The sequence below is a fragment of the Endozoicomonas sp. ONNA1 genome (assembly GCF_024606325.1).
GTDB lineage: Bacteria > Pseudomonadota > Gammaproteobacteria > Pseudomonadales > Endozoicomonadaceae > Endozoicomonas_A.
Genome location: NZ_JAHHPN010000927.1, coordinates 1 through 15,922, shown reverse-complemented (window position 1 = coordinate 15,922; position 15,922 = coordinate 1). Strand labels below are relative to the sequence as shown.

21 protein-coding genes are annotated in these 15,922 nt (G+C 42.8%); 4 read left to right on the top strand and 17 right to left on the bottom strand.

The features are described 5' to 3' along the window. Positions 1 to 354 precede the first annotated feature (354 nt). Entirely contained in the window at positions 355 to 1,614 is a 1,260-nt protein-coding gene (locus tag KDK19_RS22130; RefSeq protein ID WP_257275560.1) for a hypothetical protein, read from the bottom strand. 466 nt (positions 1,615 to 2,080) lie between these two features. Here KDK19_RS22130 and KDK19_RS22125 point away from each other — a divergent pair, with 466 nt between their 5' ends. Next, positions 2,081 to 2,671, top strand: coding sequence for a hypothetical protein (locus KDK19_RS22125; protein WP_257287822.1), 591 nt, complete (start codon positions 2,081 to 2,083; stop codon positions 2,669 to 2,671). Positions 2,672 to 3,431: 760 nt separating this feature from the next. On the opposite strand, the gene KDK19_RS22120 is transcribed toward KDK19_RS22125, so the two are convergent. From KDK19_RS22120 to KDK19_RS22065, 12 genes are all read right to left on the bottom strand, one after another. Further along, the gene (locus KDK19_RS22120; protein ID WP_257292967.1) at positions 3,432 to 3,998 is read right to left on the bottom strand and encodes a hypothetical protein; all 567 of its coding nucleotides are present in this window, start codon (positions 3,996 to 3,998) and stop codon (positions 3,432 to 3,434) included. A gap of 84 nt (positions 3,999 to 4,082) precedes the next feature. Beyond that, positions 4,083 to 4,373 (bottom strand): hypothetical protein, encoded by a 291-nt coding sequence (locus KDK19_RS22115; protein WP_257292966.1) that lies wholly within the window; start codon positions 4,371 to 4,373, stop codon positions 4,083 to 4,085. 71 nt (positions 4,374 to 4,444) lie between these two features. Continuing rightward, the gene (locus tag KDK19_RS22110) at positions 4,445 to 4,678 is read right to left on the bottom strand and encodes a hypothetical protein (RefSeq protein ID WP_257292965.1); all 234 of its coding nucleotides are present in this window, start codon (positions 4,676 to 4,678) and stop codon (positions 4,445 to 4,447) included. A gap of 83 nt (positions 4,679 to 4,761) precedes the next feature. After that, the gene (locus tag KDK19_RS22105; protein ID WP_257292964.1) at positions 4,762 to 5,421 is read right to left on the bottom strand and encodes a hypothetical protein; all 660 of its coding nucleotides are present in this window, start codon (positions 5,419 to 5,421) and stop codon (positions 4,762 to 4,764) included. After that, entirely contained in the window at positions 5,418 to 6,263 is an 846-nt protein-coding gene (locus KDK19_RS22100; protein WP_257292963.1) for a 3'-5' exonuclease, read from the bottom strand. The genes KDK19_RS22105 and KDK19_RS22100 overlap by 4 nt, the downstream gene beginning before the upstream one ends. A 9-nt stretch (positions 6,264 to 6,272) precedes the next feature. After that, complete coding sequence (locus KDK19_RS22095) at positions 6,273 to 6,614, bottom strand: hypothetical protein (protein WP_257292962.1); 342 nt, start codon at positions 6,612 to 6,614, stop codon at positions 6,273 to 6,275. A 47-nt stretch (positions 6,615 to 6,661) separates the two neighbouring features. Further along, a complete protein-coding gene (locus KDK19_RS22090; protein WP_257292961.1) occupies positions 6,662 to 6,976 on the bottom strand; it encodes a hypothetical protein in 315 nt (104 codons plus the stop codon). Between the two features lie 45 nt (positions 6,977 to 7,021). Next, the gene (locus KDK19_RS22085) at positions 7,022 to 7,402 is read right to left on the bottom strand and encodes a hypothetical protein (RefSeq protein ID WP_257292960.1); all 381 of its coding nucleotides are present in this window, start codon (positions 7,400 to 7,402) and stop codon (positions 7,022 to 7,024) included. An 18-nt stretch (positions 7,403 to 7,420) separates the two neighbouring features. Continuing rightward, the gene (locus KDK19_RS22080) at positions 7,421 to 7,699 is read right to left on the bottom strand and encodes a hypothetical protein (protein ID WP_257292959.1); all 279 of its coding nucleotides are present in this window, start codon (positions 7,697 to 7,699) and stop codon (positions 7,421 to 7,423) included. A gap of 3 nt (positions 7,700 to 7,702) precedes the next feature. Then, a complete protein-coding gene (locus tag KDK19_RS22075; protein WP_257292958.1) occupies positions 7,703 to 9,040 on the bottom strand; it encodes a tyrosine-type recombinase/integrase in 1,338 nt (445 codons plus the stop codon). Next, the gene (locus KDK19_RS22070) at positions 9,037 to 9,363 is read right to left on the bottom strand and encodes a helix-turn-helix domain-containing protein (RefSeq protein ID WP_257292957.1); all 327 of its coding nucleotides are present in this window, start codon (positions 9,361 to 9,363) and stop codon (positions 9,037 to 9,039) included. The genes KDK19_RS22075 and KDK19_RS22070 overlap by 4 nt, the downstream gene beginning before the upstream one ends. A gap of 152 nt (positions 9,364 to 9,515) precedes the next feature. Further along, positions 9,516 to 9,896, bottom strand: a complete 381-nt coding sequence (locus KDK19_RS22065; RefSeq protein WP_257292956.1) for a helix-turn-helix domain-containing protein — start codon at positions 9,894 to 9,896, stop codon at positions 9,516 to 9,518. A 51-nt stretch (positions 9,897 to 9,947) separates the two neighbouring features. Between KDK19_RS22065 and KDK19_RS22060 the strand changes: the two genes are divergently transcribed. Next, positions 9,948 to 10,184 (top strand): hypothetical protein, encoded by a 237-nt coding sequence (locus KDK19_RS22060; RefSeq protein ID WP_257292955.1) that lies wholly within the window; start codon positions 9,948 to 9,950, stop codon positions 10,182 to 10,184. A 287-nt stretch (positions 10,185 to 10,471) separates the two neighbouring features. Next, positions 10,472 to 13,012, top strand: coding sequence for a DUF927 domain-containing protein (locus tag KDK19_RS22055; RefSeq protein WP_257292954.1), 2,541 nt, complete (start codon positions 10,472 to 10,474; stop codon positions 13,010 to 13,012). Positions 13,013 to 13,080: 68 nt separating this feature from the next. Here the strand turns inward: KDK19_RS22055 and KDK19_RS22050 are convergent, their stop codons facing one another. The 4 genes from KDK19_RS22050 to KDK19_RS22035 form a co-directional block, all read right to left on the bottom strand. Then, on the bottom strand, positions 13,081 to 13,611 hold the full coding sequence (locus KDK19_RS22050) for a hypothetical protein (protein ID WP_257292953.1): 531 nt from the start codon (positions 13,609 to 13,611) through the stop codon (positions 13,081 to 13,083). 63 nt (positions 13,612 to 13,674) lie between these two features. Next, the gene (locus tag KDK19_RS22045) at positions 13,675 to 14,079 is read right to left on the bottom strand and encodes a hypothetical protein (protein ID WP_257292952.1); all 405 of its coding nucleotides are present in this window, start codon (positions 14,077 to 14,079) and stop codon (positions 13,675 to 13,677) included. A 142-nt stretch (positions 14,080 to 14,221) separates the two neighbouring features. Next, positions 14,222 to 14,377, bottom strand: a complete 156-nt coding sequence (locus KDK19_RS22040) for a hypothetical protein (RefSeq protein ID WP_257292951.1) — start codon at positions 14,375 to 14,377, stop codon at positions 14,222 to 14,224. A 19-nt stretch (positions 14,378 to 14,396) separates the two neighbouring features. Then, positions 14,397 to 14,714 (bottom strand): hypothetical protein, encoded by a 318-nt coding sequence (locus KDK19_RS22035; protein ID WP_257292950.1) that lies wholly within the window; start codon positions 14,712 to 14,714, stop codon positions 14,397 to 14,399. Positions 14,715 to 15,422: 708 nt separating this feature from the next. Between KDK19_RS22035 and KDK19_RS22030 the strand changes: the two genes are divergently transcribed. Continuing rightward, on the top strand, positions 15,423 to 15,899 hold the full coding sequence (locus tag KDK19_RS22030; RefSeq protein ID WP_257292949.1) for a hypothetical protein: 477 nt from the start codon (positions 15,423 to 15,425) through the stop codon (positions 15,897 to 15,899). The last annotated feature ends 23 nt before the right edge of the window (positions 15,900 to 15,922 follow it).

Here is a 15,922-nt window from a genome sequence, read left to right as displayed (position 1 = left end):
CCTGCGCCCGCAGGGAGGAACCGATTGTGATGAATTATTTGAGTCTTAGAGCCCGGTTTTCAGGAGGGTATCCATTCCCATATGGAGCATGGGAATGAGTTGTTGGCGTTTTGCGACACCCTCTTGATTGGGGCGTTAAGCTCGGCTCGCTGAGCAAGCCACTTGTGCCCCTTTTCTGCCCGGCATGCATTTTTAGCGATTACGCTACCTAAGAGGAAAAGCAAAATGCCCCCGCTTCCTGCCATGTTTTTAACAGTCCGAAGGTTTGAGCAAATTGTCGAATAAGGTGTACCCTGCTGACGGTAATGGGTACACCGCGGCGGAACATTGCCGCCATTTACGTTGAGTAAAATATCAACCGGAAGATATATTCAGCAGTGCTAATTCACATTCATTCGAATGATAGAATTCACAGCAACCCCGAAACAGTTTTTCTGCCAGTTCATGTTTGCCTACCGTCTGCCAGAGGTGAACCAGAGCCAGATCAATGTCAAGATGTTCAGAGGGGGTGTAGAGAATGTCCTCACTGGCATTGGGGTGCTTGCCGCTCATGCTCAGCAGAAGTCTTTCAGTCAGTTTATGTTTATCCATCAACTGCCAGAGTCGCACCAGTGCCAAGTCAATGTCACGATCTTCAGAGTGAGTGCAGAGAATGTCCTCACTGGCATTGGGGGGTTTGCCGCTCATGTTCAGCAGCAGCCTTTCTGCCCGTTTGTATTTGCCCACCAACTCCCAGTGACGCACCAGTTTAAGGTCAATATCATGATGCGCGGAGGGTTCACACAGCCTGTCTTCGTCGGCATTGGGGTGTCTGTCACTGATGTTTAGCAGCAGTCCTTCAGCCCGTTCATGCTTGTCCATCACTTGCCAGATTCGAACCAGAGCCATGTTGACGGTATGGAGGTGTTTGCTGAGCCTTTGTTCAGTGGGAGCATAGGGTTTTGACTGCAACCTTTTAGTCAGCTCTGACTTTATGTTCAGAAGAAGTGTTTCAGTCAGCGTGTGTTTGTCCATGGATTGCCAAAGTCGGGCCATAGTAATATCTGCGTTAAAATTGCCAGAAGGCTCGCACAGGGTTTTTGCATCGGCATCTGGCTTTTTGTTTCTCAGTGCTAATAGTCGTGCTTCAGCGTCAAGGTACCCTCCAACTGCCTCTTCACAACGGCTCAGGGTTAGATCAAGGTTATGAATGGTCGAAGCCCCGAACTCAGTGAACGACCCGGTCGACCTGAGTTCTTGCAGTAGAGAGCAGGCTTCTATCTGTTTTTTTTCGGTTTGCTCTTTTAGCGACCTTGCAAGTCCTACGACTATGTTTTGGTAGTGGAACGGACTTAGTACGTCCTGATCTTCGTTTAAGATGACCCGGAATGCTTCTTCTGCACTCTCGAAATTTTGTTTTTTTAGTGCTTCGAAGGCGTGATTGATCCTCTCTGTGGTAGCCTCAGGATAAGGGGTCTTCCCCCTTTGCTGGCTATTGGAAGGCGTGTCCGAATGTTCATGAACACGCTGAGCAGGTGGAGTAAACGTTGAAACCTTGGGGTTTAAGTCAGTCTTACTCTTTTTAGTTGCTTTTTTAGCTGTGGCTACGGTTGTTGATTTTAATCCGTATCTCATAGCAATAGAATCTCCATGAAAACTTGTGCTTTTTGACAGCAATTGGACAGAAAAGTTCATGGTTATCTATTTAAAATGTGAGACCTTGCAGAGTGAAATAATGAGCCGTGGTTCTCTTTTCCTCATAACCGTAAGGCTTATACGGGTTGTCTTCATTGGTATGCTTTCTTTGGTCGATTTAAAACCTGTCTAGCCATTTGATGGTTTGTCGGCGGGGTTGCAGGCAGGCCGTTCAGGGATGAGAAACTATTTACATCTGAAAATGGAGTTAATGGAACTATTCATCTAATAAGACGGTCTCAGTTGATAGGAAGAAAAATTTAATTCTATTGTCAGATTACCAGGCATCCCAAATACCCGTTGGGATTTTGTATGGTGTGCTGTCCCAAATGTCAGGGAAACTCACTCTCGTTTGAGAAAGTGTAATTTGAACGAATCATAATTTAAAAACAGGAGGCATCTTATTATGAATGTAGATAATCAAGTAGCCCGTCATACATTGGTTGATCGAGGCACACAAACAGAACCAGAGACAGGGTCAAACGTTGGCAGATTCTTGAATTGGTCCGTAAAATCCGTAAAACACTTACTTCTTCATAATACTTTATGGGATGCTGATTATTATGATGGCCTTTCACGGGATCAGAAGAAGTTCACACATTTTCTAATGAGTGTAGTCCCTTCGTCTATTGTTTCCGCTAGCTGTTACGCTGGTGCGAGGTATATGTCATTTGGCACTTTAGGAACTGTGACAACTGTCGCAGTTGGATGGGTTGTTGGCGATCAGATAGGTTACATACTCCAAAAGGAGTTTCTTAAGGAGTGTGATCGACTAGAACATGATCGACAAAGAGCCGCAGCACGTAGAAATCGATTAAGAGCTGAAGCTTATAGAAATACAGCAGGGACTTCTCAGTCTCAGCGATCTCCCGGCCCGAGGTCAAGCATCACCTTCAATGATCAAAACACTACTGCTCCACCATCATATGAAGAATCTCAGCGTGAACAAACTAACATCGTTCGCCAAAGAGTTCATCCTGATGAATTAGACACCTGACAATCGTAAAAGATAGTGTCAGGTAAACTTTGCTCTGTTCAATGAAATGGTGAGTTATCGATTGGCTGGTTTTCTTGGGTCTTGAAAAAATACTTCAGGAAACGGTAACAAAATATAGAAAAGAGTATCAAAACAGCAAAAACTGGTCGGAGCGAGAGGATTCGAACCTCCGACCCCCACAACCCCATTTAGGCGTTCGCTATCACATAGCCTTGGAAGCCAAGGTTTTACAAGGGGTACGTTTTTATACAATGCAGAATTTTTATATTTTTTAATAATCTCATGTCCCGTCATGGTCCCGTCGTTGATTATTATACAATCAATTTTTGATGATATAATATCCTCAATCACTGTTTCTGAACTGAGCACCAAAGTTGTTTGTTCAGGACTGCAATGAGATATGGTTCCGCCTTTGCAAACATAGTTCCACCATAGGGATCAAAAACACCAACAGGCACTGACCTATGTTTTACTATCATCATTTAGGGAAGTACTTTGCCGCCTGTGGAATCGAAAACAAATTGTTTCTGTGGATTTAGAGTGATTTTCCAATCTTGGTCAATTTCAAATTCAAAGCAGGCTGGAAGCTGATATAAATTTTTGTGACTGAACAGTAGCATCAACTCAACAGTTTTGCCGTAGACTTCAGTAAAACACATTTGAATCACCTTAAGATAATCAAACATTTTCCAGCAAATGAAGTGGTCTAATTGGTACGATTGTTAATGATATTAGACCGCATGTGAGTTCTATCTCTGTGTTAGGCCGCAACATCCTGCTTTATCGCGGCCAATCCTGATTGAACAGCCTTAATAATTCGGCATAGATATTCATAATCAGGGTTTGCCTTTTCTGGTAATGAGTGCCACCACTCTTCGCCGTATATCTGATCTAAAAGCTCTTGATTTTCACGCAATTCAAACTCGTCATTAATGCTCGGTAGCAGCAATAGCGAATCATTTAATTGGTCATACTTCTCCCGCGCTTCTTCCTCAGTTGTGAACTGCTCGCGGCGATCCTGAATAACAGACTTGATTTGGTCTTTAATCTCTTTTTGTATCATGCCTCCAATAGCATCGTAATCTATGATGTGCGAACGGACGCTGCTAAGGTTTTTAGCTAGGTAGTGCTCATCACAGCTGCAAAAGAATTCAGCGATTGTACGATCACCCATTCCGCCCCAATAGGAACTCCATGCCTGTCCGTAGCATTCAATATTGATCTTCCCCTGCCTGGGACCAATGTCTTCCAATATCACAGTGACCGGATCAAGGGCTTCCAGCTCTGATAAAGCAATCTTTGTTATCTGGCTTGTTTCTATTTTCATTTTTGAAATCCAGTTATGAGTTAGTTTGAGCCTAACAACGGCCCGGAACGGACGGCTACGCCGCCGCTCGTGCTTGGGTTATGTTCACTCAGCGAGTTCATATGTTGCTTCAAAAATATCTGGCTTGCACGGATACTTTTCCCCCTTAATGCCAGTGATTACCCAATCACCAGGACAAATAATATGACCGCCTTCCAGTGTGTCGATCCAGCCATGATCGTGCATGATTCGATTGCAATGTTGGCACTGGTGCTGGCCATCTATATCAGGGTGTCTGTAGTAATCAACGTCCCTTGTAACACCTTCGAGATATGGACTTACTTCTTTCCATTGGTAGGCATTAATAACAACAGGCTTCTTTTTGTACTTTGGCATCTTGATCTCCTTTATTATGCAATCGCAAACATAACAAACGCTACCACGGGACTTTGCCCCTTACGCAAAGGTTATGTTTCAGAATCATCGTCTAGAAGCGAATGTTGCAGTATCCGGTCAAGCGCAGACATTTCTTGCGTTGCATGGCTGTAGACTTGTTTCAGCTTTGCCAGCAGACGTTCCTCCACAAAACTCATTTGTTGCTCAATCTCTCTTGCAACAGGCGTTCTGTCGACATCAGAAAGTCTTTTCTCTAAATCTACTTTTGTTCGGACAAATAGCTCATATCCTTCAGGGTTTAACATTTCCAATCTCCAGTATAAACATCTCAACGGCATGGTCTGGACGGTTATGCCGCGTGTTATGCTTGGGTTATACACGGTTACCTCTAAACGTCTTTCTGTTCAAATGGTGGGTACTTCTCAGGAAAAGAAATTTCCAACCCGTTATCGGGCCAGTCACGCATGTTTTTTCTGTAATTCGCAATGAACTCAGGTTCATTTAGCTGTTGAGCGTCTTGGAAAAAATGTTTAAACAGGTCGCTGAATTTTATTATCCAGAATATTGTTGCTTTTAGTTCGCCTTCCATTTGTAATCGGATTTTTGAATTTTTAGCTAGGGTTTTCATATCAGATTCTAAAATACTGTACCGTTTTAGCATTGACTGGATTTCAGTCTGAAGGCTGCATTTGTACAAAATTTCAAGCCTGGCCAGTTCTTCAGCTGTATTTTCGTATAGCGTTTCGTAATCTCTGTTCTTCTTAAAGTCAATGAGTTCATAAGTGGACTCGAAAGTATCAGCCGAACAGGGCTTGCAGAGTCCTCTTGAGTCTCGTACAAACCAGTCTCCTATGTTCGCTATGTGTCTGCCTGTGAGTGTCTTAATCATGAAATTATTACCATCCCGGTCTTTGATCAGCTCAAAGTTTTTACCACGATCCGAGATATGTCTTGCGTCGCCGCCCTCCAGGAAAATGAACACGTCATTGTGGTTATGTCCATCCCATTGGACAGCATCAACAATAAGAGGCTTTAATCTGTATTTCATGATTTTGACCTCAGTGTCTCAGCTTTGGCGGGCAGTATAGAAGTCATAGCCTGGAGTACACCCAAAGTCATTTTGCAGTCAGCCAGGGCTCTATGGGCTTGGCCTTCGACTATAACGCCCATTTGGTCGGCTGCTACGGTGAGCTTTTGCCATTTCCAGTCGTCACGATAATTATCCCATTGACCGAAGAAAGCGGCGTAAAGTTTCATGATGCAACGTGCAGAATAAAGTGATTCTGGTAAATCGATTTTTATGTTTTTATCGGAGCGAATCCATGCGCACGCTGTTTGATCCAGTATCGCTACATCATAGTCAGCGTTGTATATCAGCAACGTTCTGTTCTGGACGATCTGACAAAACTTTTCATGAATTTCTGGCCAGCTGGGTGCATCTTCTACCATTTTGTTGGTAATGCCATGAATGGCTGTAGCGTCATCAGGAATAATGAGGGTTGGTTTGATCAAGGTGTCTAATAAAACTTCGCCATTTGAATCTATGATACTGATCTCCACGACTTCAGCCTTTTCGTCCAGCCCGGTGGTTTCGGTGTCCAGGAATAGGGGGTCATCATCTAGCCATTGTTGTGCAAGTGTGGCGTATTTGTAGGGATCGTGATGAGGCTCAATAGGTTTTGAATCTGTCTCAGTTTTTTTTTGCTGTTCGTCTGTTTCACTATACTGTTGTTGAATCAGCTTCCAACAATCAGGGCAGTAATGCGTATCTGCATTATCCGGGTGAAACTGCCAGCCAGCAAAGAGCAATTCTATATCGTCCAACTCATCAAGCTGGATGACTGCGTCGCAGTCCAGGCCGTCACAATGGGCTTCTATTAAAATAGTCATTGGTTTTCCTCAATCGGCTTTTAAATGGCTGAGCACAAACTCTTTGAGAGAGTCTGGTATAGGTTTCAACGAGACGGAATAACACCAGTCGTTTTTGAATTTGGGTAAGATCAGGCAAGGGTCTTCCCGGTTTTCGTAGATTTCGATATAACATGTAGATTTGGGTTCTAAACAGTACAAATGGTTAATTTCGTTTATGTAATGGTATGCAGCGTTAGTGATCGACATACCCGGATTGTGTTTGAGTTCAATGAGGATGGCTATGATGTGCATTTCGGTATCAATCAGGCTGACCCCAAACTCCGCTTTTGCAGAGTTTGGGTCTAAAACATGCAAGTTGTTAGTTAACATTTGATTTACCTGCAGCTATCACGAAGGGAGAGACTAACGGGCAGATTTCATTTAAGGGTTTTCGTTTCAGACAACAATTGTTGAAGTTTCGGCAGGACGAATAATTTTTCTTTTTGAAGTGTTTCCAGTTGTTTTTTGAAATGAGGGTCTTTAACTATTTTTAATGCTATTGGAAAAAATTCAATTTGCTTTTGCATTGTTTTTATCGCGTCTTCTAATACCTCTGCAGTGGTAGTTATTTGCGGGCCTTTTTTAAAACAATAAGCTATTGCCATCCAAAAACCAGCGGTTTGCAGCATATCTTGTTGCTCAAAATCAGCGGCCCACTCTTCACAGTATTTTGCAGTTTGTTCGCAGATCATGACTTTCACCTCTTGGCCAAGCAGTCAAAGCTTATAGCAGAGTGGTTAGTACCACTCTGATTCTTCAGCCTCGCGCTTGAGTGCAGACTCATATTCATTACTGGCAATTGTAAATAACTCGTCTGCCAGGTTAATGATTGTTTCCCAGTAGTCTGAACTCCAGTCTTCACCAATGCCGTCCAGAATGGCTTTTTTGGTTATTTCCAATTGTGGCAGTTCTGACAGGTTGGATAGATTAAATTCACGAAATAAGTTTTTTTCTTTAGTAAAAAAACACAAGTCCGTGGTTCGATAGTGACCCCCTGAGCCACCTTGCCAATGATAGCCACCTCCATCCGGTACCAGAGTAACGGGGAAAGGCTTTTTCTGATGCTGGCCAGCAAAATATTTTGATTCTGATCGGACGTTTGCGTATATCTCATTCATTTTAAATACCTTCTCTTACTATGGGAAAAACGGGTTGGCCAGCCAGACAATCACCAGCTTTCGGCTTTTGTCGTCAATGACTCTGATGGCGTCCAGCACGTTGAAAGGGTAGGTCTCTGATTCGTTCAGCCAGACAGAAATAAAGAATCGGGCCATGTGACGTTCACCGCTGCTCATGACTTTGAAATCCTGATCGAAAGACTCCAGATCACAGGTTCTTTTTTCTTTGTCCCAGTGATGTTTGAAACGTGGGTATTGATCCAGCAGTTCAAAGAATTTTTTTTGTGCTTCAGTCATGGCTTAACCTGCTTTTTTCTTGGCATTTTTTAGAGCTTCGTATCGGGCATCACGCTGAATATGAGCGTAGCGATCCACCATGCCGGGGTCTTTCCAGCCTTGTTCTTCCATGATGATGTGTCTGGGTACGCCTTCATTGATTCGGTCGGTTGCCCAGGTGTGCCTTAAATCGTGCCATCTGAACTGGGGAGCTATGCCCGCTCTTTTTTTGGCAGTGATCCATCGCTTTCTGAAATCACCCCAGTAACTGCCATCACCTGTGTGAAATACCACGTTGCTGTCTGGATGTTTTTTGGACTCCATTTCTCGTAATAAAATTTCTAATTCTTCAGTCATGACGGTATCCAGATCATCTTTGTTCTTGGTTCTTGTGCGACGCTGTTTTCTGTCTCTCGGGTTGAAGTCTTCAGAAGTATTGTCGAATTTATCAATTCTCAGATAACCGGGCTTTTTAATGGTTTCACCTTGAATATTGGTTTTGTACTTGGGGAAGTGGACCCGATCCCACGTCAAACCAATGAGGTTTTGTTGACGCCAGCCGATGTTTTTTGCGGCTCTGATGAGGTAGCCAAAGTACTCATCTGCCACTTTGAGTAGTTCGTCGTATTGTTCCTGGATCAAAAAAGAGATGACGCCTTTAGACGGTTTGTCTAGTTTGATCAGTTTGCTGAGATCTTGATCTAACCAACGCCATTCATTCCAGGCATTGGTTAAAATGGTTTTAACGAGTGAGGTACGTCGTCTAAATGTATCGGATGCAAATGGCCCCCGGCCTTTAGCTTTACTGAGTCTCACCAGAGTTGTTGGACAGATGACTTTTACTCTGTTTTTTGGAAGCAAGTCGTCGGCAGGATTCGGTTGGAAATACCAAATTAACTCATTGTTTTCCCGACGTAACTGATAAAGTCCCTTTTTAATATAAGAGCGCCGGATGACTTTTTTCAGATCCTGCTTGTATTTGGCTATGCCCCAGACAATACCGCCTTCCTGGTCGTTCATCGGTAACTCTTCGAGTCGATACCAACGTTTGTTGTAGTAGAATGGCCAGCGCAGAGCCAGCAAGTCTGACTCATCTGACCCTATGCCCAGTTTGCCGTCAGCTTCAATTTGAGTCAGATGTTCAATCAAAGCTTCACCGAATGAGCGCTCGGGTTTATCCCCACGGGTGATAGACATGGCATTTTTTTTTAGATTGTCATGAAAAATGCTGGCTTCTTCTGCGCTGTTGAACGTTTTCTTGACACGTTTGATGCCCCAATTCAGATCCTGGAAATCGTATTTGTATTTGATGCCCGAAGGCGTTTTGACTTTTTTCCATGGCTTTTGTCTGGCTGAACTCATGCTGGTTTTCTCTTTTTCATTAAGCGGGTTAGTTGTTCGCTAACATTACTGGCAGTAGTGATTACAGTTGCGATGTTTGTCACAGTTGGCAAAACTTGGGTTCGATTGGGTTTTTGGCCATGGTGATTGATTAGATACTGTTGAAGCTGTTCTTCACTGCAGCGTATTGCACCTCTTTTTTTGAGGCTGCCGCCCAGGGCGTAATGCTCCAGAACACCCTTTACACACTGCTGATAGACAAAATTGTCGGAAACGTTTAACCGTTTGGAGATGTCTTTGATAGACAGAAATACCTTGTTTTCTGGTTGTGTGTCATCGATCATTTTGGGCCTCGCAGTGATTGAATTCAATCATTTGACGATATAATATCATCATAAATTGGTGATATTATATCGTCAAATATTTTTTTTGAGGCTAAAATAAAAGCGCTGGAAAGAGCGCTTTGGAGGAAAGATAAGGTGGGTTTTTTTTGAAGTTAGCTCTTTCTGGCAGCTTGGTAGTAGCGCCTGATGAGCGTCTGAATTTCTTCTTGCATGTCGGCAGGAAGGTCCTTCCAGACGATGAGTTCAGCGGGTAGAAAGAAGTCGCTGACTTTGCAGTTCAGCGCGACAGCCAGACGGTTGAGCGTGCTGCTGGTGTAGCCAAGGTTGCGTTCTATTCGCCCTATAGCTGTGAAGTCCATGGGTGGCTTGCATGTCTCTGCAAGTTTTCTTTGGCTCATTCCTGCAGCTTTTCTGAACGCTCGGATATTGGCACCAGGCAACTGATTTTCGGGGTGAGTCAATGCTGCTATATCGGGTGTTTTCTTTGAGGGATCTATATCCACTTTTTTTGCCGAATCTGGGCTATATGACATGAATATATCCTCGAACCTTTTTTCTATATCATCGGATTATAAAACAAAGTTATGAAAAACTGCACCGCTTTTCAGAAGCATTTGGCCGACAGATCTGTCCCCTGGAGTGAAATTGTTAAGTCATTGAATGTTCACAGAAGCGCGCCGGCAAAGTGGGCAAAGGGAGTGCTTTATCCGAATCGTTTAAACGCTGAAGACCTGATTGCTTTGTTTGCCAGTCATGGCATTGAGCTGGATTTTAATGACATCTATCAGTCAAGAGAGCATTCTTCTGACGAGGTCGCATGATTATCCGGAATCCAGAGGAGTTTTATCATAATTATAAAGCTCCGTTGCCTGAGTCTGTACCCGATGAGCTGAAAGGTTATACGCAATGGATTGTATGGAGATTGGAGAAACTACCCTCTGACAAGAAGCCGAAAAAAGTCCCCTATTCACCACTAAGGCATCAGCGCAGCGGCAGCAATGAAAAATACCGAGAGTCATGGGGTACGTTTGACCAGGCTTGTCAAACGTATTCTATGGGCACCTACGCGGGTATATCGTTAGCTATTACTGAGAAAGACCCTTTTGTTGTGATCGATTTTGATCATTGCGTCAGTAGTGATGGTCAGATAGACGACTGGGTCAGAAAATGGATTGACGCACTCGATAGTTATACAGAGTTCAGCCCTAGCGGGACCGGCATTCACATTATTGTCAGAGGCAAAAAACCGGGTGAAAGATGTAAAAAAGTCGGCCTTGATTATGAAATTGAGATGTATGAGAAACTCCGGTTTATTACGATTACCGGGCATGTTGTTGACGAGAAACATTTTCTGAGTCAGAACCAGGAGTCGCTGAAAGAGCTTTATAACGAGCGGCTTGATGTGGGGCCTAAACCTCTTGAGCCTACAACTCAAAAACCTGTAGCGCCTTTGGAAATGGACGACTGTAGTCTTGTAGAGACGATCAGAAAAAGCCAGCAGGGACCAAAATTTGATCGTTTGATGGCGGGTGATTGCTCTTCGTATGCTAACAAAGATAATGAAGGCAGGTCTGAAGCAGATATGGCGCTATGTTCAATTCTTGCGTGGTGGACTCAGAAAGACACGGAGCGTATTGATCGGATTTTTCGAACCAGTCAGTTGGTGCGTCCAAAATGGGATGAAATGCATGGTGCACAGACCTACGGCCAGATGACTATTGATAACGCGATCAAAAACACGTCGGGTCAGTATGATCCTGAAGCTCAGAAGCGGAAACGAAAAAGTAACGTCGTTTCGATTAGAAAAAATGATAGGCGAGTCATTACTACTGACACTGGTTTTGAGAATCATGAGAGTCACAAGGTTCTTTTTACTGAGCCCTATCCCTGGCCTAACACGGGTACACATCATTATATAGACACTAGAACAGGCGCATTATACAGGGGTCAGCCTTATAGTGACAGCCGCGATCTGATTGCTCTCAGGCCCGTTTGGGTTCATTCCCTGGGTCGTGACGAGTTTGGCGAAAAATATCGGGTGGTCAAATTTTATGATGAGGATTTTAATGATCAGGTAGCTTGTTTCCCGTCCCAATGGTTTACAAAACTGAAAGACGCTAACGTCTGGACAAATCTTGTAGCGCGGGGCATGGTTATCATGTCCGGCAAAGAAAAGTATGTTTCGCGATTTTTGGATCTTTTGCACAGCGTTTGTACTAAACGGAGTTGGGCGCCTTCTAAACTGGGCTGGTTCGAAGCATTGGACGAGCGCGGCAATCAGACCAGGCCGGTATTCGTTTTACCCGAAAAAATTTTAGGTGAAACCGGAGACGGCAAAGAAGTTTTTTTTCAGTCGACGGATGAAGTCAGTAGTAAATCGATAACCAGCTCTGGCACTTTAAAAGAGTGGCAAACGCATGTAGCAAATAAAGCTTTTGGCAATTATTTGCCAATGTTTTGTATTATGTGCGGTTTGGCTGGAGGGTTGTCAAAAATTGCTAATACTGCCTCAGGCGGTTTTCACTTCTGGGGTCTGACTTCCTTTGGTAAAACGGCATTGTTGCAATGCGCTGCTTCTGTCTGGGGTGATGCGTCTGATCCTCAGACTAACAGTCAAAAGACCAGTATACGAAAATGGAACGCGACAGCCTCGGGGCTCGAGGCCACGGCGCAATTGCATAATGATATTGTTTTGTGCCTTGATGAGATCGATGAGCTTGAGCCTGGAGAGCTGGGTAAACTCATTTATACACTCACTGGTGGTACACCCAAGAGTCGAATGCAAGAGACGGGTGGTCTCAGAAAACAGAGTTATTGGCATATTATGCTACTGTCATCCGGTGAGACATCGACTGAGAGTATTTTAAAAAACACTGGACACAATAAGCGAGGCGGGCAATTACATAGATTGCCTGATATACGTGTTGATGTTTTGGAGAACGGGATTGTTCAAACTGAGACTGACAATGCTGCTCAATTTGTTGAGGAACTTAAATTATCTTGTAGTCAATATTACGGAGTCGCTGGTCCTGTTTTTATAACCTGGTTATTGAATGAAATGGAAAAAAAGGGGCGAGATAAATTCTGCCAGGAGATGAAAAGAGCAATTGAGTCTGTTGAAATAATGTTGCAGAACGGGATAAATCCTTTGCCAAATGAAATTGGAAGGGTGCTTAAACGAATGGCTACAGTTGCTGTAGCGGGTGCTTATGCTTCTGAAGCGGGAGTATTGAACTGGCTGCCGTATGATATTCAGTCTTCTGTTTTGTTTGTTCGCGATCTTTGGTTGGCTGATATGGAAGGTCAATTCAGTGAACTTGAAAAAGCTTTAGATTTCCTGAGAGGCAGTTTATTGTCTAACCAGGCGAATTTTGAGCATTTGTATCGTGATAATCCAAAAACGCCTTTTAAAATGATGGGTTACCGGGATGATTTTTACATAATGATTTATCCGAATGTTTTTGATGAGTTTTGCAAAAGTTATTCTAAAAGACAATTGTTAGAAGCGCTTGAAAAAAAAGGTTATTTATTGTTGGGTGAATTAAATAAACAGAATAATCAACGACGTATTGCTAAGAAAATACCGCTGACTGACGGTCGGTCCAGGCCTCGTTGTTATTGGATTGATGTTAAGTTTTTGGAGGAGTAGATGACACACTTCCCGCTTATGATTTTGACCAAATCTTAAGGCCGCATAACGCTTGGTTAAGTCGCTGCCTAAGGCAGCGGGGTGGATTTGTAAGAACCTAGAATTTTCTTCGCTTCTTCTTCCTGTTGTTTTACTTGACTCAACAAAAAATTTTTTTCTTTTTCTTCAAGATTGGCTAACAATAAGTTTTGACAACTTTCATTAATGCTGGAAAAAAAATTTGGTTTCAAATCTTCATCGGTTATTTTATACGATTCAACTAATTCTTGCTCAGTAAGTTTTATTGCTATTTCCTTTACCCTACCATACATTGCAGACGTTTTTTTTACAAGCGTAGAAACATCATCTAAACTTTTATCCTTCGATACGAGTTGAATTTTTGAAAGCAATGCTGGAATAGATTCTCTATTTTCAATAAGGTGTTTGATCCACCTTATTTCACCTTGCAATTGTCCTATAGAAGAAAAAACGTTTAACAGTTTTTCATTAAGCTTAAGCATATCATTTTCCATTTTGGAAAGGACTTTTTTAAGGCTGACGATGTCTAAATCTTGGTACTGCTCTTTTAGCTCATTATCATTTTTATATTTGCTTTTCATTGTTTTGATTCTCCAAAAAATAGCTAATCCTAGTTTGAATATAAGTTTGAGGAAACAACTAAATTAGTTGTTGAGATTATAGAAGTCTATACCGCCGATATTCTGGGTTGTACCAGAAGTGCCATTGTTAAAATTATGGAATGTGTTGCCACCTATAGACTGGGAAGTACCGGATGTGCCGTTATTAAAGTTATGGTATGTGGTGTTACCAATAGACTGTGAAGTACCTGATAACCCGTTATTATAATTATGAAAAGTGGTTTCTCCTATGTTTTGTGAAGTTCCACTTACTCCATTATTAAAATTGTGAAATGTTATACCACCGATATTTTGTGATGTGCCGTTGGATCCATTAGTACAGTTGTGAAATGTAATGCCACCTATTGTATTGCTGGTGCAATTGGCAAAACTTTGCAAGGAGAGCATTAAAAAAGCTGTTCCAAGAGTTAGTGAAAAGGTCTTTTTCATTATATTCATTCCTATGGTCGTAATTGTAAATTCAACTATTGATAGTTGCAAAAAACTGTATGGAAAATAAGCGTTCAATTAAATCAACTCTTTATCTAAAAAAAATATTTTCACTTAAATCCAGAGAAAATCACACTATTTTTTAATGCCTATTATCAGATTTAATGTCAATTTTTTTACAATCAATATCTTCGCCTATTTTATCACTAATATGTTTTTTGATTTTAATCACCGCAATAGAAATAACAGCCACCAACAATCCAGCTATTAATCCAGTAGGAAGTTCATTTATATTCATCGTTAATACTCAATAATGTTTATTTATCAGAAGTTTCAAATGCAACTCCCATCAAGACAAAATATCCCAGCAGCACAATGCACGGCAGTACGTTTGTATGGAAGAACTCTATCTCGCTGGGAACATACCCAAGATCTAACATTGAATAGAAACCAACCGCCACATAAGGAATTGGGAATATCACAAGTTTCCAACCGCCTAAAGCTCTGAAAAACTCATAAAATAATTTGCTTTTGTGCTGGTACACCTTGGCCACACCGAAGGCAATCAGGTAAAGAGCAAAAATCATAACCCACAGAAGCCAATAGTTTTCAAAGTAGATATTGATCCAGTTCATTCATCCAGTCCGTTATTGCACTTTCCCGCAACGTTATTTTAAAAAGTTTTATTGAACTATACGTTTTATTCCTGATCTTACTACGAAGATATATTTTCATCAAACAGTGTTGGCCGATTGAGTCACACGGTTATTGCCAACTTTTGCCCGCATTTAATCCTGAATCCCCTTAAAAAGGGGGACAGTCCCCCAAACAAGGGGACTCAAGTCCCCCAAATCAAGTTTAAAAGAAAGTTCTAGAAGCCTTGCGACACTAAGTATCTTGTGACAGAAGTCCCCCAAGTCCCCCAAGTCCCCCACTTTTTTAGCCCTTTAGTAATCATTAATCATAAAACCGATGTGGGGTGATACATTGTTGACCCCGCACTTCAAAAGGCTAAAAAAACTTTTGCAAAAAAATAGGGGGACTTGGGGGACTTGGGGGACACAACAAAACCAATATTCAGCTAAGTTATTGAATAAAAAGCCCTATATTTATTTATTATGAAGAGTTATCAAAGTAAATTAGGGGGACTTTTGGGGGACTTGTGTCCCCTTAAGTCCCCCTGAGTCCCCTTAAATCCCCCAAGTCCACTTTATTGCCCACAGTCCCCCATGACACAGGCCCTTTAGACTATAAGAGGATATAAAATCACCTATAATCAGGTGGTGGGAGGCGGGGAGATTGTTTCAAGGTGTTTCATTTTTTTGTCGGGAATGAGGGGGATTATGTATACACATGGTGGTGCCAGGCCGGGATCTGGTCGCAAAAAGGGTGGGATTGCCCAGGCCCGTAGGTTGTTGAGTGACGCTATACAGCAAGGGTTGGCTATTGCTGGGAGGAAGAAGTATCCCGACAGGGTTAGCCAGGAGGATATTGAAGTGGCTGCGGTTCAGACGGGGGCCATGTTAGTTGATGATATGATCCAAGCTGGCCAGGGCAATGACGTTATGAAACTCTGGGCCACGGTTGCACTGAAAGAGACGGATGGTGACAAGGGCGGGTCTGGTAAAAGCACACTGGCTGACGCACTTTCTTCACTTCCTGTTGCTGACCATGTCCCGGACGTGTCCTGTTTGGGCCAAACATTGCCCGGAGACTTACTACCAGAGGGGGGCACGACTCACATAGAAAGAGAAGCGCCCCGGGAACAGCCGTATTTTTCTCCACAGAACCGCCTTCCTTTTGACAACGACGAGGATTAGACGCGGTAGCGACCCCCCCACCC